We start from the raw sequence: 16,831 nt of genomic DNA, 5'->3' as shown, positions 1-16,831 counted from the left end.
TTGTTTTTTTTCAAGGCAGCCCCCATCTTGGTTTCAAGCTCAATTCCATCTGATTACGGCCATATGGCCGCCGTAGAGGCGAAATCATGAAGACAACCATCGAATTGCCTCTCCTGCCATTGCGTGATGTCGTGGTTTATCCGCACATGGTTATCCCGCTGTTCGTGGGGCGCGAGAAATCCATCGAAGCCCTCGAGGCCGCGATGACGGGCGACAAGCAGATCCTGCTGCTGGCCCAGAGAAACCCGGCTGACGACGATCCCGGTGAAGACGCTCTCTATCGCGTAGGTACCGTCGCCACTGTTCTACAGCTGCTCAAGCTGCCTGACGGCACCGTCAAGGTGTTGGTGGAGGGTGAGCAGCGCGGCACCGTCGAGCGTTTCAGCGAAGTCGACGGCCACTGCCGTGCCGAAGTGTCGTTGATCGAAGAAGTCGACGCTGCCGAGCGCGAATCCGAAGTGTTCGTGCGCACGTTGCTGTCGCAATTCGAGCAATACGTTCAGTTGGGCAAGAAAGTCCCGGCTGAAGTCCTGTCGTCGCTCAACAGCATCGATGAGCCAGGTCGCTTGGTCGACACCATGGCAGCGCATATGGCGCTGAAAATCGAGCAGAAGCAGGAAATTCTCGAAATCATCGATTTGTCGGCCCGGGTCGAGCACGTTCTGGCGTTGCTGGATGCCGAGATCGATCTGCTGCAAGTCGAAAAACGCATTCGCGGTCGTGTCAAAAAGCAAATGGAGCGCAGTCAGCGCGAGTACTACCTGAATGAGCAGATGAAGGCCATTCAGAAAGAACTCGGCGACAGCGACGAAGGCCACAACGAAATCGAAGACCTGAAAAAGCGTATCGACGCTGCCGGTCTGCCGAAAGACGCGTTGGCCAAGGCCACTGCCGAGCTGAACAAGCTCAAGCAGATGTCGCCGATGTCTGCTGAGGCCACCGTGGTGCGCTCTTACATCGACTGGCTGGTGCAAGTGCCGTGGAAGGCCCAGAGCAAGGTACGTCTGGACCTGGCGCGCGCAGAAGACATTCTCGATGCCGACCACTACGGTCTCGAAGAGGTCAAGGAACGTATCCTTGAATACCTCGCCGTGCAAAAACGCGTGAAGAAAATCCGTGGCCCGGTGTTGTGCCTGGTCGGTCCTCCGGGCGTAGGTAAAACCTCGCTGGCCGAGTCGATTGCCCATGCCACCAACCGTAAATTCGTGCGCATGGCCCTCGGTGGCGTGCGTGATGAAGCGGAAATCCGTGGTCACCGTCGGACTTACATCGGTTCGATGCCAGGAAGATTGATTCAAAAGATGACAAAGGTGGGCGTGCGCAACCCGCTGTTCCTCCTCGATGAAATCGACAAAATGGGCAGCGACATGCGTGGCGACCCGGCGTCGGCGTTGCTGGAAGTGCTCGATCCAGAGCAGAACCACAACTTCAACGACCATTATCTGGAAGTCGATTACGACCTCTCGGATGTGATGTTCCTGTGCACCTCGAACTCGATGAATATCCCGCCGGCGCTGCTCGACCGGATGGAAGTCATCCGTCTGCCGGGCTACACCGAAGACGAGAAGATCAACATCGCCGTCAAATACCTCTCGCCAAAGCAGATTGCCGCCAATGGTCTGAAGAAAGGCGAGCTGGAATTCGACGCTGAAGCGATCCGCGACATCATCCGTTACTACACCCGTGAAGCCGGTGTGCGTGGCCTCGAACGTCAGATCGCCAAGGTCTGCCGCAAGGCCGTTAAAGAACATGCACTGGAAAAACGCTTCTCGGTGAAAGTGACAGCTGATCTGCTGGAACACTTCCTCGGTGTGCGCAAGTTCCGCTACGGTCTGGCCGAGCAGCAGGATCAGATCGGTCAGGTCACCGGCCTTGCCTGGACTCAGGTGGGCGGTGAATTGCTGACTATCGAAGCCGCTGTAGTGCCGGGTAAAGGTCAGTTGATCAAGACCGGTTCGCTGGGCGATGTGATGGTCGAATCGATCACTGCCGCGCTCACCGTAGTACGCAGCCGCGCCAAGAGCCTGGGCATTCCTCTGGACTTCCACGAGAAGCGCGACACGCACATCCACATGCCGGAAGGGGCGACGCCGAAGGACGGCCCTAGCGCTGGTGTAGGCATGTGCACGGCGCTGGTGTCGGCATTGACCGGTATTCCGGTGCGCGCCGATGTCGCCATGACCGGTGAAATTACTTTGCGTGGTCAAGTGCTGGCGATTGGTGGTCTGAAGGAAAAACTGCTGGCGGCTCACCGCGGCGGAATCAAGATCGTGATTATTCCGGAAGAGAACGTGCGTGATCTGAAGGAGATTCCTGACAATATCAAGCAGGATCTGCAGATTAAACCGGTTAAATGGATTGACGAGGTCCTGCAAATTGCGCTGCAATACGCGCCGGAGCCCTTGCCGGATGTGGCTCCCGAGATAGTTGCCAAGGACGAAAAACGTGAGTCTGACTCTAAGGAAAGAATTAGCACGCATTAATACGCTTTTGCCTGGGGGGCTTCCTTGACAGTTTTTTAGAGCCCTTGTTATAAAGCGGCTCTTAAGTGTCTGTAGGCCATTCAGCACTCGTTTTTGCTTTCACCAAAAAACTTAGAATCATCTCAAAATAGATATAAGGGGACTTAGAGTGAACAAGTCGGAACTGATTGATGCTATCGCTGCATCCGCTGATATCCCGAAAGCTGCTGCTGGCCGTGCGCTGGACGCTGTAATCGAATCCGTCACTGGCGCTCTGAAGGCTGGCGACTCCGTTGTTCTGGTTGGTTTCGGTACTTTCTCCGTGACGGACCGTCCGGCTCGTACCGGTCGTAACCCTCAAACCGGCAAGACTCTGGAAATACCGGCTGCCAAGAAGCCAGGTTTCAAAGCCGGTAAAGCACTGAAAGAAGCTGTTAACTAAGTTTTCAGGTTTTTACCCATCCGGGTCGGGGTCATGCCTGACTTGGCAGCGGAGCGGTAGAGCAGGTAGCTGAAACAGTTGCCTGTAACGCCGGGATCGAGGGTTCGAGCCCTGTCCGCTCCGCCAGTTACGAGAAGGCGCATCCTCGGATGCGCCTTTCTTCTATCCGGATTCTACCCACGCTCCACGGTTGCCTAATTTTGAAGTTCAACCGTTTCTGGGGGACGCATGCTGCAGAATATCAGGGACAATTCACAAGGCTGGATTGCCAAGACCATTATCGGGGTCATCGTTGCACTGATGGCTCTGACCGGTTTCGACGCCATTTTCCAGGCCACGACTCACAAGAATGAGGCGGCCAAGGTCAACGGTGAAGAAATCAGCCAGAACGAGCTGAGCCAGGCCGTTGATATGCAACGCCGTCAGCTGATGCAACAGTTGGGCAAAGACTTCGATGCTTCTTTGCTTGACGAGAAAATGCTGCGTGAATCGGCGCTCAAGGGCCTGATCGATCGCAAGTTGCTGCTGCAAGGCGCCGAACAAGCGAAATTCGCTTTCTCCGAAGCCGCGCTGGATCAAGTGATCCTGCAGACACCTGAATTCCAGGTGGACGGCAAGTTCAGCTCCGAGCGCTTTGACCAGGTGATCCGTCAACTGGGTTACAGCCGTATGCAATTCCGCCAGATGCTGGCTCAGGAAATGCTCATCGGCCAACTGCGCGCCGGTGTGGCGGGCAGCGGTTTCGTCACCGACGCCGAAGTGCTGGCATTCGCCCGTCTGGAAAAACAGACCCGCGATTTCGCTACCCTGAACGTCAAGGCTGACCCGGCGGCAGTTAAACTGACTGACGACGAAGTCAAGGCGTACTACGACGAACACGCCAAGGAGTTCATGACTCCGGATCAAGTGATCATCGATTATGTAGAGCTGAAGAAGTCCTCGTTCTTCGATCAGGTTGCGGTCAAGGACGAAGACCTGCAGGCGGCGTATCAGAAAGAGATCGCCAACCTGTCTGAACAGCGTCGTGCCGCGCACATCCTGATCGAAGTGAACGACAAGACCACCGAAGCTCAGGCCAAGGCGAAGATCGACGAAGTCCAGGCGCGTCTGGCCAAGGGCGAGAAGTTCGAAGCGCTGGCCAAAGAGTTCTCGCAGGACCCGGGTTCGGCCAACAATGGCGGTGACCTTGGTTACGCAGGTCCGGGCGTTTACGACCCAGCGTTTGAAAAAGCCTTGTACTCGCTGTCGAAAGACCAGGTGTCCGAGCCGGTTCGTACCGACTTCGGCTACCACTTGATCAAGCTGTTGGGTGTGGAAGCGCCTGAAGTACCGACCCTGGCCAGCCTGAAAGACAAGCTGACCCGCGAGCTGAAAGCTGCGCAGGTCGAGCAGCGTTTCGTCGAGGCGACCAAGCAACTGGAAGACTCCGCGTTCGAAGCGTCTGACCTGGCTCAGCCAGCGGCGGATCTGAAGCTGACCGTGCACACCTCCAAGCCGTTTGGCCGTGAGGGTGGCGAAGGTGTTACGGCCAACCGTGCCGTGGTCACTGCTGCGTTCAGCACCGAAGTGATCGATGAAGGTGCCAACAGCACCGCTATCGAACTGGATCCGGAAACCGTGATCGTGCTGCGCTCCAAGGAACACCTCAAGCCTGCGCAACTGCCGCTGGAAAGCGTGAGTGCGGCGATCCGCACTCAGTTGACCAAAGAGCACGCCAGCGCGGCTGCCAAGACCAAGGCCGAGAAGCTGATTGCTGATCTGCGTGATGGCAAGGCGCCGTTGGACAAGGCGGTTGATGGCCAGAACTGGAAAACCACTGAAGCGGCCACCCGTGGTCAGGAAGGTGTTGATCCGGCGGTGCTGCAAGCGTTGTTCCGTATGCCGAAGCCGGCTGCCAAGGATAAACCGACATTCACCAGCGTGACGTTGCCGGATGGCAGCCTGATGATCGTGCGCCTGAACGGCGTTAACGAAGCGGCTGCGCCGACGGATGAAGAGAAGCTTCAGTACCGTCGCTTCCTTGCTTCGCGTGAGGGGCAGCAGGACTTTGCTGCGTATCGCAAGCAGTTGGAAGCTCAGGCGGACATCAAGCGGTTTTGATGGTTGACTGAGATGTGATGTGAAAGCCCCGGCCTGAGAAGGTCGGGGCTTTTTTTTGCGCGCGCGGTGCGGCGTGGCAGCCTTTGGGCCTGCCATGCTTTTGGGGTTTTGGGGGATATCCCCAGTCGCCACGCTACGGCAAAATTGCGCGCGTTCATCGATCATCGGGTGTTGCGACTTTTTCCCGCAACTGACGGTCGATAGAGTTGTAACTGCTTTAAGACACTAATCCATGCGCCGCGGGGGCGTGATCTGTTGCACAATACGCCCCGGACTGTTTTCTTTCAGGATGTTCAATGTTGATTTCCACTCCCATGCGTGTTGTCGGGTTGGCGCTGTTGTTGACCGCTGTTGCCGGCTGTTCGAAAGACAAGCCGATGTATGAGCATGAGAACTTCGATGACTCCGGTACGTTTTCGCGCAATTACCCGGTGACCGACGCGGCCAGTTGCGAAGCGGCGCGCCGTGCGTTGCTCAGCCAGGGCTACATCATCACCAGCAGCGACCCGAAACTGGTCAGCGGCCACAAGAGCTTCCAGCAAACCGGCGACACCCACATGGAGATCAGCTTCAATGTGGTCTGCGCCGATGACGGCAGTGCCGGGCACCATGCAACGATGTTCGCCAACGCCTTGCAGGATCGCTACGCGCTGAAGAAGACCAACAACTCGGCCAGCCTCGGTGTGGGTGTGCTGGGCTCGGTGTCGATGCCGATCGGCTCGTCGGACGATTCGATGGTCAAGGTCGCCAGCGAGACGGTGACGTCGCAGAAGTTCTACGAGCGTTTCTTTACGTTGGTGGAGTTGTTCCTGCCGGCGGATGCGAAGAAGGCAGCGCATATCGAAGAGAAGCCCAAGACCGATCTCGGTATGCCTGAGGCGAAGGCGGCTCCGGCAGCGTTGGCGCCAACGCCAACGCCAACGCCTGCGCCGAAGGTTGAACCTACGCCTGCTGCAGAACCGGCGCCCGCACCTGCTGAGGCCGCTCCAGTGACGTCGGAACCGGTTGCACCACCGGCAGACGCTGCGCCAATCACTCCGGCCCCGAGCGCTGAACCTGCGCCGGCACCTGCAGCTGCGCCGGCGACCGAAACCATCACGCCTCCGGCCAACCCGGATATTCCGCCGCCATCCGAGCCGATTCCGGCGATGCCTGCGTCCGGCCAATAATCCAGCCTCACCGCAACCCCCTGTGGGAGCGAGCCTGCTCGCGAAAGCGTCGGTACATTCAGCACTTATGTGACTGAGAGTCCGCCTTCGCGAGCAGGCTCGCTCCCACAGTGGTTTTTGGGTGGCTTAAATTTCGTTACATTCCCCTGACAAAATTCCCACGATAAATTCCTGACCACCTGCTACGTTTTATTCATGAAGGCCGGGTTTCACTTTTCCTTCATACGAGCACGTTAAGCTTGAGGCACTGGGCATTTGCTCAGGCCCATTCAAGAGAGCAGCAGGGGGATTACACGATGGATGAATATCAAGAAGAGCTGCTCGAATACCAGGCCTTTGAACTGGATCAACCCGAGCCCGCCGAAGACGCCACCGAGCTTTGACTTGAAGCTTGAAGCTCGCAGCTGCTTTTATGCCGTTTTGCGGTGACTGCGGCGGAATTCGCCGGGCGTCTGACCGCTCCAGCGTTTAAAGGCTCGCTGGAACGCTTCGGCTGAAGCAAAACCCAGCAGGTAGGCGATTTCGCCGAATGCCAGTTCGGTATCGCGGATGTAAGTCATCGCCAGATCGCGCCGGGTGTCGTTGAGGATCGCGCGAAACTGCGTGCCTTCCTCGGCCAGTTTGCGGCGCAATGTCCAGGTCGGCAGCTTCAGGCGCGACGCCACTTCTTCCAGGTCGGGTTCCCGGCCACCATTGAGCAACGGCCCAAGCAACTGCGTGATGCGTTCGCGCAGACTGCGGGTGCGGGTCAATTGCTCCAGTTCGCGTTCACACAGTTGCAGCAGATGCCGCCAGGTACTCGGGCAGTGCTCCGGGTTGCGCTGCGCGAGGCTGTTGAGGTTCAGGCGCAGCTGATTGCCATCGGCGCCAAACTGGATCGGGCAATCACCCAGCACGCTGTAGGCCTCGCGGTAATCCGGCTCCTCGAACTCGATGTCGATGCGTTCAGCGCGCAGCGCTTCGCGGCTGACACTGGAGAGCTGATGCAGCCATCCGGCGATGATCGAGTCCACGACAAAGCGGTTATAGGCGTTGTACGGGCTGATCGAATAGAAACGCAGCCACGCGCCATTGGCGTCCTCGTGGAAGCTGGATTGGCCGCGATAGTTGGAGCCGTACAACGCCTCGAAACGGATCAGACAGCGCGCGGCTTCACGCACCGTCGGCGCTTGTGCGGCGGTGACGCCGGCCAGCCCGGCCTGGCTGAGGCGACTGAGCTGGCCCATGCGCAGGCCCAGCGCCGAATCGCCGGTCAACTGAATCGCGGCGTGGCCCAGGCGCATATAGCGCGGAATCGACAAACGCGCCCCGGCCTCGGCCAGTCGCGCGGCGTCCAGTCCATATTGCTCCAGCAACGGCTGCGGATCCGCCCCATGACTGCGTACGGCGTCGGCGAGGCTGTGAACAAAGCCCACCGACAGATCCCCGAGGCGCATCGGCAGCGGCTTCATGGCTTACAACCAGATGTTCAGCAAACGCGCGCCACGGGCCTCGCCATCGGCGAACTGCTGACCGTTGCTGCTGAGGAAACTCTGGCCGGCACTGGCCTTGTCCCAGAACTGCCCGCGCAGGAACACACTGATGCCGGCGATCGCTCGGCTGCTCGGCGGTTGCGCGGTCAGTGTCAGTCGATGCCAGGCCTGTCCTTCGGTGACTTCACCGGGTTTGAGGCTGACCGACCCCGGCGTGCTTGAACCTTTGTAACCGCGCCATGGCTGATTCCAGGCACCCTGGCCGAATACCTGCGCCGGTACCGCGATCAATTGTGTGTTTTGCTCGTCAAGTTTGCGGTAGTTGTCCGGGTACCAACTGTCGCTGCCAATCAACACGCCAAGGCGCCCGGCCGGGGTGTCGACCACGTTTAGCGCGTGTTTGTCTGCGCTTTCGAGCACCTCGCGCTGATCGAACACCGGATGCATCTGCCGTTGCGGCTGGCCAAGCGGCACGCCATCGCGGCCGAACACCACGCTGCTGTTGAACAGGGCACCGCTACCGGGTTTGAGCTGGCCGTCGCGGACACTCGGCTCCGGCAGCACGATCGAGCCGGCCACCAGGGTCACGTGAAATTCTTTGGCCAGCCCCCCGAACAGCGCCTGGTAATCCTTGGCCATCGCCTTGGCTTTCATGCGCAGGTAGGCGTCGTTGAGGCGGTCGCTGCCGTTGGCGCTGAGCCAGGCGCGGGCGAACAACAACGGATTGCTCGCGGCCAGCCAGTTCATTGCCTCGGCGAGGCTCGGGGCCTGATACAGCTCGTCTTTTTCGCCGCTGAGCAGCAACCAGGTGCCGATGTTCTCCGGCAGCACCACGACGGTTTTGTCGTTCAGCAGGCCTTGATCCTGCGCTTGCTGCAGATAGGCTGCGAGTTTGCGGTGCAAGCGCTCGGGGTTTTGATAGTCCGTGGGAAACAGCTCGGGCTGGATGCCCAGCAGATTGCCGCGATCGGCGGGGGTGCCCTGATCGACCGCCACGTTGATGCGCAGGTCCGACAGGTAGTGGCCCGCCGGCCGGTCCGCCGCCCACATGGAGTAGGTGGTCAGGGCGGCAACGAGGGCCATGGAAAAAAACAGGTACAAAAGTTTGCGCATGAAAACCAACAACTACCGGGTACAGGGTATGGCGACTAGGGTAGGGCCCATGGACCTGATTGCCAAGGGGCGCTGCGCATTTGGATCAATAAGTTGTCAGTTACGGTCATTGAGTGACAGCGATGCGACTCTTAGTCTGTCGAACATGACTGACGGGAGCCGCAGAGCGCCCGCAACTTTTCCGTGATCGCTCGTTGTGGAGTTACCGATGACCGCCGCTCATTACCCGCACCTGTTGGCCCCGCTGGACCTGGGATTCACCACGCTGCGCAACCGCACCCTGATGGGGTCGATGCACACCGGTCTGGAAGAAAAACCGGGGGGCTTCGAGCGCATGGCGGCGTACTTCGCTGAACGTGCGCGTGGCGGTGTCGGCCTGATGGTCACCGGTGGTATCGGCCCGAACGACGAGGGCGGCGTGTATTCCGGCGCGGCCAAGCTGACCACCGAGGAAGAAGCACTCAAACACCGCATCGTCACCCGCGCGGTGCACGAGGCGGGCGGCAAGATCTGCATGCAGATCCTCCACGCCGGGCGTTATGCCTACAGCCCGAAACAAGTCGCGCCGAGCGCGATTCAGGCACCAATCAACCCGTTCAAGCCCAAAGAGCTGGACGAGGAAGGCATCGAGAAGCAGATCAGCGATTTTGTCACCTGTTCGGTACTGGCGCAGAGCGCCGAGTATGACGGCGTCGAGATCATGGGGTCGGAAGGTTATTTCATTAACCAGTTCCTCGCCGCGCACACCAACCACCGCACCGACCGCTGGGGCGGCAGCTACGAAAACCGTATGCGCCTGCCGGTGGAAATCGTTCGCCGTGTACGCGAAGCGGTTGGCCCGAACTTCATCATTATTTTCCGTCTGTCGATGCTCGACCTGGTCGAGGGCGGCAGCACCTGGGGCGAGATCGTCACCCTGGCCAAAGCCATCGAGCAGGCCGGTGCGACCATTATCAACACCGGCATCGGCTGGCACGAAGCGCGGATCCCGACCATCGCCACAAAAGTGCCGCGTGCGGCATTCAGCAAGGTCACGGCCAAACTGCGCGGCTCGGTGAAGATTCCGCTGATCACCACCAACCGCATCAACACGCCGGAAATCGCCGAGCAGATTCTGGCTGAAGGCGATGCTGACATGGTCTCGATGGCGCGGCCGTTCCTCGCCGACCCGGACTTCGTCAACAAGGCCGCTGAAGGTCGTGCGGACGAAATCAACACCTGCATCGGTTGCAACCAGGCGTGCCTCGATCACACCTTTGGTGGCAAGCTGACCAGTTGCCTGGTCAATCCGCGTGCCTGCCACGAAACCGAACTCAACTACCTGCCGGTGCAGCAGATCAAGAAAATCGCCGTGGTTGGCGCCGGCCCTGCCGGATTGTCCGCCGCGACCGTGGCTGCCGAGCGTGGCCATCAGGTGACCCTGTTCGATTCGGCCAGTGAAATCGGCGGCCAGTTCAACATCGCCAAGCGCGTGCCGGGCAAGGAAGAGTTTTTCGAAACCTTGCGTTACTTCAAGCGCAAGCTGCAGACCACTAATGTTGAGGTGTGCCTGAACACCCGCGTCGACGTGGCGAAACTGGTTGAAGGCGGTTATGACGAGATCATCCTCGCCACTGGTATTGCGCCGCGTGTGCCGGCAATTCCGGGTGTCGACAATGCCAAGGTGCTGAGCTACCTGGACGTGATCCTCGAGCGCAAACCGGTGGGCAAGCGCGTGGCGGTGATTGGCGCCGGCGGTATCGGTTTTGACGTCTCGGAATTCCTCGTTCACCAAGGTATAGCGACCAGCCAGGATCGCGCCGCGTTCTGGAAAGAATGGGGCATCGACACGCAACTGGAAGCCCGTGGTGGCGTGGCCGGGATCAAAGCCGAACCGCACGCGCCGGCACGCGAAGTGTTTCTGTTGCAGCGCAAGAAAACCAAGGTCGGCGATGGCCTCGGCAAAACCACTGGCTGGATTCACCGTACCGGTCTGAAGAACAAGCAAGTGCAGATGCTCAACAGCGTTGAATACCTGAGCATTGACGATCAGGGCCTGCATATCCGCATCGGCGAAACCGGCGAGCCGCAAGTCTTGGCGGTGGACAACATTGTGATTTGCGCAGGGCAGGATCCGTTGCGCGAATTGCACGACGGTCTGGTGGCTGCGGGGCAGAACGTGCACCTGATCGGCGGCGCGGATGTCGCGGCTGAGCTGGATGCCAAGCGTGCGATCAACCAAGGTTCGCGTCTGGCGGCTGAGCTATAAACAACGTCGCTTGACCTGTGGAGCGAGCCTGCTCGCGAAAGCGGAGTGTCAGTCAATACACCTGTCGACTGACACGACGCCTTCGCGAGCAGGCTCGCTCACACAAGTGTTTTGTTGTTCACAGATTCGGTGAGCGCCAACCAACCAATCCAGGAGTGGGCCTGCTCGCGATGCCTGCTTGTGAGCGACTAGAATGCCGGCTCTGTCCAGATCGAATCGCCGCCCATGCTTTTGCCACCCTCCGATTGGCTACCCCAAGCCCCTCTCGAACGCCTTCACCTCGACTGGCTCGCAACCGCCGGCATTGAAGTCGCCATCCTGCGCCTCGACCAGATCGACCCGCTGATCAGCGGCAACAAATGGTTCAAACTCGTCGAACACCTCAAAGCCGCCGACCGCGCGGGTGCCGAGGGCATCATCAGCCTCGGTGGTGCGCATTCCAATCATCTGCATGCGTTGGCGGCGGCAGGGAAACGGCTGGGCTGCAAAACCGTGGGGCTGTTGCGCGGGCATGCGCAGGACACACCGACGGTGCTGGATTTGCAGGCGTTCGGCATGCAGTTGCATTGGTTGGGTTATGGCGGTTATCGCGCGCGCAATGAACCGGGCTTCTGGGCGCCCTGGCATGAGCAGTATCCGCAGCTGTATGCGGTGCCGGAGGGCGGCGGCGGGTTAGCAGGGGCGCGCGGTTGTGCAGCGATCAAGGAACAGGCGCAAGCACAATTGCCTACGCTGGGCTGGACTGATTATCACGGCTGGTGGGTGGCCTGCGGCACCGGCACCACGCTGGCCGGGCTGGTTCTCGCCGAGGCGGGTTCGCATCGGGTCTATGGCGCGTTGGCGGTACCTGGAGATCACGGCGTAGCGCCGCAGGTCGAGTCGATTATTCAGTCAGCCGGACTGGCCAGTGTTGACTATGAGTTGATCGATGCCAGCCGTGGCGGTTTTGCCAAGGTCGATCCGCTGCTGCTCGCGTTCATCGAGCAGACCGAGCAGGCCTGCGGCATAGCTCTGGAGCCGTTGTACACCGGCAAGGCGTTGCTGGCACTCAAGCAACAGGTCGAGGCAGGCCGGTTCGCGCCCGGAACGCGGCTGATCTTCATCCACACCGGAGGCTTGCAGGGGCGGCGCGGTTTTATCGCCAGCCCCTGATATTCAGCCGCGCTTGGGCATCATCCGCAGCAGCGTGTTATCGCCCACCACGTAATGGTGATAGATCCCCGCCAGCGCATGCAGCCCGATCAGCCAGTAACCCACAGTGGCGATCAGTACATGCCAGCCCTCAACTTGTTTGGCGAAATCCTTGTTCTCCGCGACCAGCAGCGGCAGGTCAAAACCATAGAACATCACCTGATGTCCCTCGGCGCTGGTAATCAGCCAGCCCAGAATCGGCATGCTGATCATGAACAGGTACAACGCCCAGTGCATCAGCCGCGCCAGCACAGTCTGCCATTGTGGCGAAGCAGGGAAAATTTTCGGCGCCGGACCGAGGCTGCGTGCGAGGAGGCGAAACCACACGAGTACAAACACGGTCAGGCCGAGCATGTAGTGCACTTCGCGGATCAGTGTGCGCCCGCCACTGCCCTTGGGGAACAGGCCACGCAGTTCCATGCTGGCGTAAACCAGCACCAACAACACCAGCATCAGCCAGTGCAGCAGGACTGAAACGGTGCTGTAACGCGATTCTGAGCTTGTCCACGGCATAAGCGGTTTCCTCGGGATCGATGTGCAATCAGGCCGTCGTGACGGCACTCTTGTCACTGTAAACCTGCCGCGATGTTTTTGCCCGGAGTTCGTGATGTTTTTTGCAAGAAAGAAAAGTATTCAATACCCGATTTTGATTTGCTCGTTACTTGAAACTCGGTTTTGTATGTGGTCTGGTCAAGCGTAACTTTGTGTTGTTTATATCTTGTGTTTTCTTTTGGTTTGAATGGTTTGTTTTGGATGGTTATTGTCGGGTCGAATCTTTAGTGAGTTGTTGAAGATTAAAAGTTTATTATTTTAAGTTGAGTATAAATATGAAACGTCCGATTTCGAAGCCTCGCCCATCTACTACAGCGCCAACGCCAGTAGCTCCAACCAGGCCGGTTGTGCCGACCAAACCGGTGGCACCGACCAAGCCAGTGGCACCGACCAAGCCAGTGGCGCCGACCAAACCGGTGGCGCCGACCAAACCGGTGGCACCGACCAAGCCAGTGGCCCCGACCAAGCCGGTGGCTCCGACCAAACCGGTAGCGCCGACCCAGCCGGTAGCGCCGACCCAGCCGGTGCGGCCGACCAGTCCTGCCACGCCAACCGAGACCAAGCGCCCGCCAATGCCATGGCCGACCATTAACGTCAACGTCGATCCGGTGGCCTTGATTGCGCTAATCCAGACACTTGGTGCGACAGTCAATGTCGATGGTTCGACCACACTGCCTGATGGCAGTTTGATTAACGCCGATACAACTTCAATCAAGCGTCCCGATGGCATCATTCAATATGAAGATGGCCGGGTCGAGTATCCGGACGGGCGGATTATCTGGCCGGATAATACCGTTGAATATCCGGATGGACGTATTGTCTGGGAAGACGGAACTGAACAGTTACCGGATGGAAGTGTTAAACATCCCGACGGCCGGACCTACGATGCAGAAGGCAATCTTGTTTCGGAGTAATTGATTACCGAGACTTGTGCTGGTTTTTTATACGGCGAAAAAAAACACCGCTGATTGTCATGGATCAGCGGTGTTTTTCATTTTCAGCTTCAAGCGTTTTGCGGCATCTCACCGTTGGCCAGGCGCTTGTTGATGTCAGCGATGACTTCCGGCAGATCGGTGATGGTGTCGATCATGTAGTGCGGGCGCGAACCTTCGAACAGCGCGTGAATGCGCTTGCGTTCGCTGGCCAGTTCATCGCTGCCCAAGGCGCGGAAACCGGCGTAATCCAGACCCAGTGCGTTGCCCGAGCAGATCAGCGCCACGGTCCACATTCCGGCGCGGCGGCCTTCGAGAATGCCCGGCACGGTGTCATCGATCTTCACGCACGCTGCGACATCGTCGATGCCCAGCGCGATCACGTTGGCCAGCGCCTGGGCCGGCCACGGACGGCCATTTGGCACTTCGTCGGTGGCAACCACATGATCAGCGACGTAGCCGTTGCTGGCGGCAAGTTCGACGACCTTGTCCATCACTTGCTTCGGATAGCCGGAGCAGGAACCGATCTTGATGCCTTGCTGACGCAGATTGGCGATGGTTTCCAGTGCACCGGGAATCAGCGCCGAGTGCTCGGCGATCTTTTCGATCTGCAGCGGCATGAAGCGGTTGTAGATTGCGGTGACGTCATCGTCGGTCGGCGTGCGGCCGAACGCCTTGCGATAACGCTCGGCCACTTGCGGCTGATCGCAGAGGGTACGGATGTGGTCCCACTTGCCCATCCCCATCGGGCCACGGGCTTCTTCGATGGAGACCTGCACGTCGAACTCGGCGAAGGCTTCGACGAAGATCTGCGTCGGTGCGAACGAGCCGAAATCGACCACGGTGCCGGCCCAGTCGAGGATCGCGGCTTGAAGTTTGTTTGGGTTTACATAGTTCATGGCAATCAAATTCCTGAGTTGAAATGCAGTTCAAATGTTGGAGCGAGCCTGCTCGCGAAGGCGTCGATATCAGTCGATATCAATGTTGAGTGTTCGACCGCATTCGCGAGCAGGCTCGCTCCCACAGGGGATTTAGGATGGGGTTTAGATGTCGAGGACTTCCATCTCGCGCAGCACTTCGCCGATCGCTGCAACGGCCTGGCGCATTTCTTCCGGGCTGACATGGCCAATGCAGCCGACACGGAAGGTCTCGACCTGAGTCAATTTGCCGGGATAAAGGATGTAACCCTTGGCCTTCACGCGTTCATAGAAGTCCTTGAACTGATAACGCGGATCTTGCGGCGCATGGAACGTGGCAATGATCGGCGCCTGAATCGCCGCCGGCAGGAAGCTGCGCAAACCCAGTTTGCCCATCTCGTCCATCAGCGCCTGACAGTTGGCGGCGTAGCGCGCATGCCGCGCCGACAGGCCACCTTCTTCGTTGTATTGCAGTAACGCTTCGTGCAGCGCCGCGACCACGTGGGTCGGCGGGGTGAAGCGCCATTGCCCGGTCTTCTTCATGTAGGTGTGCTGGTCATACAGGTCCATTGCCAGCGAATGTGAATTACCGGCGGCAGCGGCCAGGGATTCTTTGCGAGCGAAGACAAACCCCATCCCCGGTACACCTTCCAGGCATTTGCCGGACGCGGCGATCAGCGCGTCGAACGGCACTTGCTGCGCGTCCACCGGCAGTGCGCCGAAGGAACTCATGGCGTCGATGATCAAGCGTTTGCCGTGTTGCTGGACCACCTCGGCAATCTCCGGCAGCGGGTTGAGAATGCCGGTGCTGGTTTCGCAGTGGATCAGGGCGACGTGGGTGATGGTGCTGTCGGCGCGCAACAGACGGTCAACGTCGGCAGCGGTGGTCGGTTCATCTTCGGCGGTTTCGAAGGTGCTGAACGAACGCCCGAGCACTTCGCAGATCTTCGCCAGACGCTTGCCATAGGCGCCATTGATCAGCACCAGGACTTTGCCGTCACGCGGCACCAAAGTGCCGATGGCCGCTTCGACAGCGAACGTGCCGCTGCCCTGTAATGGCACGCAGTGGTGAGTCGCGGCGCCGTTGAGGATCGCCAGCAATTGTTCGCAAAGGCTGGCGGTCAGTTGATTGAAGCGGTCATCCCATGACCCCCAGTCGACCATCATCGCCTGGCGGGTGCGGGCCGAAGTGGTCAACGGGCCGGGAGTGAGCAGGATGGGTTCGGCGATACTCATTCGTGTGTCCTCGGATAGCGCTGTGGGATGAAGCTACGGGGCATACGTTGCAATTCGCCGTTGCATCAATCAAATTGTTTGTTGTTATGCCAGCCATCAGCGAGAGTTATTCATGAACCTGTTCCAGCTCCGCGCCTTCGACGCTGTGGCCCGTGAAGGCAGCTTCACCCGCGCCGCCGCGCGTTTGTTCATCAGTCAGCCGGCGGTCACCGGGCACATCAAGGCGCTGGAGGAGCACTACCAGATCACCCTGTTGCGGCGCACCGCGCGACGGGTGGAACTGACCGAGGAGGGCACCAAACTCGCGGCGATTACCCGAGCGATGTTTGGCCTCGCAGAAGAGGCGCAGACAATGCTCGAGGCCAACCGGCAATTGCTCACCGGGCGGTTGGAGGTGGCGGCGGACGGGCCGCACATGGTCATGCCGATGCTCGCCAGCCTGCGCACGCGGTATCCGGGAATCACGGTGAATCTGCGTTTGGGCAATGCCCAGGAAACCCTGGCGGCGTTGTTGTCGGAACACGCGGACGTGGCGGTGTTGACCGAGGTCGAACCGCGCAAAGGCCTGCATCTGCAAGCACTGAGCGAGTCGCGGATTTGCGCGTTGGTGCCGGCAGGGCACCCGTGGGCGATGCGCGCCGGGGAAGTGAAACTCAAGGAACTGGATCAAGTGATCATGGTGCTCCGTGAGCCGAGTTCGATCACCCGGCGTACATTTGATGAGGCCTGTGCGCAGGCCTCGATCCATCCTCGCGTGTTGCTGGAACTGGACAGCCGTGAGGCGGTGACCGAAGCGGTGGCGGCCGAGCTGGGCGTTGGCGTGGTTTCATCGGTTGAGGTCAGCCATGACCCGCGCGTGGTGGCGATTCCGATTGCCGGCGAAGGGCTGGTCAATCGGCACATGATCGGCTGCATGGAGCGGCGGCGGGAGTTGCGTTTGATTCAGGCGTTCTTTGGTCTTGCGCCAGTCTGATACACCGAGTCGCCCCAATCGCTG

At 59.3% G+C, this 16,831-nt stretch carries 13 protein-coding genes; 8 read left to right on the top strand and 5 right to left on the bottom strand.

Annotated elements, in window-relative coordinates; all coding sequences use genetic code 11:
• The first annotated feature begins 86 nt into the window (after nt 1-86).
• The 4 genes from lon to QZR14_RS21195 all read left to right on the top strand — a co-directional run bounded on the left by lon (nt 87) and on the right by QZR14_RS21195 (nt 6,173).
• Nucleotides 87-2,483: an endopeptidase La gene (gene lon, locus QZR14_RS21210; RefSeq protein ID WP_311997676.1), complete on the top strand. Its 2,397-nt coding sequence runs from the start codon at nt 87-89 to the stop codon at nt 2,481-2,483.
• Nucleotides 2,484-2,631: 148 nt separating this feature from the next.
• Nucleotides 2,632-2,904, top strand: coding sequence for an HU family DNA-binding protein (locus tag QZR14_RS21205; protein ID WP_003183171.1), 273 nt, complete (start codon nt 2,632-2,634; stop codon nt 2,902-2,904).
• A 228-nt stretch (nt 2,905-3,132) separates the two neighbouring features.
• Nucleotides 3,133-5,004 (top strand): SurA N-terminal domain-containing protein, encoded by a 1,872-nt coding sequence (locus QZR14_RS21200; RefSeq protein WP_250606599.1) that lies wholly within the window; start codon nt 3,133-3,135, stop codon nt 5,002-5,004.
• 296 nt (nt 5,005-5,300) lie between these two features.
• Nucleotides 5,301-6,173 carry a DUF2242 domain-containing protein gene (locus QZR14_RS21195; protein ID WP_311997675.1) on the top strand — a complete coding sequence of 291 codons (873 nt, stop codon included), beginning with the start codon at nt 5,301-5,303 and terminating at the stop codon, nt 6,171-6,173.
• A gap of 410 nt (nt 6,174-6,583) precedes the next feature.
• Here the strand turns inward: QZR14_RS21195 and QZR14_RS21190 are convergent, their stop codons facing one another.
• On the bottom strand, nt 6,584-7,624 hold the full coding sequence (locus QZR14_RS21190) for an AraC family transcriptional regulator (protein ID WP_250606601.1): 1,041 nt from the start codon (nt 7,622-7,624) through the stop codon (nt 6,584-6,586).
• A 3-nt stretch (nt 7,625-7,627) separates the two neighbouring features.
• Nucleotides 7,628-8,758 carry a carbon-nitrogen hydrolase family protein gene (locus QZR14_RS21185; RefSeq protein WP_311997674.1) on the bottom strand — a complete coding sequence of 377 codons (1,131 nt, stop codon included), beginning with the start codon at nt 8,756-8,758 and terminating at the stop codon, nt 7,628-7,630.
• 208 nt (nt 8,759-8,966) lie between these two features.
• Here QZR14_RS21185 and QZR14_RS21180 point away from each other — a divergent pair, with 208 nt between their 5' ends.
• On the top strand, nt 8,967-11,006 hold the full coding sequence (locus QZR14_RS21180; RefSeq protein WP_311997673.1) for an NADPH-dependent 2,4-dienoyl-CoA reductase: 2,040 nt from the start codon (nt 8,967-8,969) through the stop codon (nt 11,004-11,006).
• A 225-nt stretch (nt 11,007-11,231) separates the two neighbouring features.
• Nucleotides 11,232-12,158: a 1-aminocyclopropane-1-carboxylate deaminase/D-cysteine desulfhydrase gene (locus tag QZR14_RS21175; RefSeq protein ID WP_311997672.1), complete on the top strand. Its 927-nt coding sequence runs from the start codon at nt 11,232-11,234 to the stop codon at nt 12,156-12,158.
• A 3-nt stretch (nt 12,159-12,161) separates the two neighbouring features.
• Here QZR14_RS21175 and QZR14_RS21170 read toward each other — a convergent pair whose 3' ends face one another.
• A complete protein-coding gene (locus QZR14_RS21170; RefSeq protein WP_250606605.1) occupies nt 12,162-12,710 on the bottom strand; it encodes a cytochrome b in 549 nt (182 codons plus the stop codon).
• A gap of 386 nt (nt 12,711-13,096) precedes the next feature.
• Between QZR14_RS21170 and QZR14_RS21165 the strand changes: the two genes are divergently transcribed.
• On the top strand, nt 13,097-13,663 hold the full coding sequence (locus QZR14_RS21165; RefSeq protein ID WP_311997671.1) for a hypothetical protein: 567 nt from the start codon (nt 13,097-13,099) through the stop codon (nt 13,661-13,663).
• An 89-nt stretch (nt 13,664-13,752) separates the two neighbouring features.
• On the opposite strand, the gene phnX is transcribed toward QZR14_RS21165, so the two are convergent.
• Both phnX and QZR14_RS21155 read right to left on the bottom strand, forming a co-directional pair.
• The gene (phnX, locus tag QZR14_RS21160) at nt 13,753-14,580 is read right to left on the bottom strand and encodes a phosphonoacetaldehyde hydrolase (protein WP_250606607.1); all 828 of its coding nucleotides are present in this window, start codon (nt 14,578-14,580) and stop codon (nt 13,753-13,755) included.
• A 144-nt stretch (nt 14,581-14,724) separates the two neighbouring features.
• Nucleotides 14,725-15,834, bottom strand: coding sequence for a 2-aminoethylphosphonate--pyruvate transaminase (locus QZR14_RS21155; RefSeq protein ID WP_311997670.1), 1,110 nt, complete (start codon nt 15,832-15,834; stop codon nt 14,725-14,727).
• Between the two features lie 112 nt (nt 15,835-15,946).
• Here QZR14_RS21155 and QZR14_RS21150 point away from each other — a divergent pair, with 112 nt between their 5' ends.
• Nucleotides 15,947-16,807, top strand: a complete 861-nt coding sequence (locus tag QZR14_RS21150) for a LysR substrate-binding domain-containing protein (protein WP_311997669.1) — start codon at nt 15,947-15,949, stop codon at nt 16,805-16,807.
• The last annotated feature ends 24 nt before the right edge of the window (nt 16,808-16,831 follow it).

This window comes from Pseudomonas sp. rhizo66 (assembly GCF_031931925.1).
Classification (GTDB): Bacteria; Pseudomonadota; Gammaproteobacteria; order Pseudomonadales; family Pseudomonadaceae; genus Aquipseudomonas.
The sequence above is the reverse complement of the archived record's forward strand: the minus strand, read 5'-3'. Positions and strand labels throughout refer to the sequence as shown.

What these genes read in the sequence shown, in the direction of transcription:
- lon (WP_311997676.1), top strand. Translation starts at nt 87, where the DNA reads ATGAAGACAACCATCGAATTGCCTCTCCTGCCATTGCGTGATGTCGTG.
- QZR14_RS21200 (WP_250606599.1), top strand. Translation starts at nt 3,133, where the DNA reads ATGCTGCAGAATATCAGGGACAATTCACAAGGCTGGATTGCCAAGACC.
- QZR14_RS21195 (WP_311997675.1), top strand. Translation starts at nt 5,301, where the DNA reads ATGTTGATTTCCACTCCCATGCGTGTTGTCGGGTTGGCGCTGTTGTTG.
- QZR14_RS21190 (WP_250606601.1), bottom strand. Translation starts at nt 7,624, where the DNA reads ATGAAGCCGCTGCCGATGCGCCTCGGGGATCTGTCGGTGGGCTTTGTT.
- QZR14_RS21185 (WP_311997674.1), bottom strand. Translation starts at nt 8,758, where the DNA reads ATGCGCAAACTTTTGTACCTGTTTTTTTCCATGGCCCTCGTTGCCGCC.
- QZR14_RS21180 (WP_311997673.1), top strand. Translation starts at nt 8,967, where the DNA reads ATGACCGCCGCTCATTACCCGCACCTGTTGGCCCCGCTGGACCTGGGA.
- QZR14_RS21175 (WP_311997672.1), top strand. Translation starts at nt 11,232, where the DNA reads ATGCTTTTGCCACCCTCCGATTGGCTACCCCAAGCCCCTCTCGAACGC.
- QZR14_RS21170 (WP_250606605.1), bottom strand. Translation starts at nt 12,710, where the DNA reads ATGCCGTGGACAAGCTCAGAATCGCGTTACAGCACCGTTTCAGTCCTG.
- phnX (WP_250606607.1), bottom strand. Translation starts at nt 14,580, where the DNA reads ATGAACTATGTAAACCCAAACAAACTTCAAGCCGCGATCCTCGACTGG.
- QZR14_RS21155 (WP_311997670.1), bottom strand. Translation starts at nt 15,834, where the DNA reads ATGAGTATCGCCGAACCCATCCTGCTCACTCCCGGCCCGTTGACCACT.
- QZR14_RS21150 (WP_311997669.1), top strand. Translation starts at nt 15,947, where the DNA reads ATGAACCTGTTCCAGCTCCGCGCCTTCGACGCTGTGGCCCGTGAAGGC.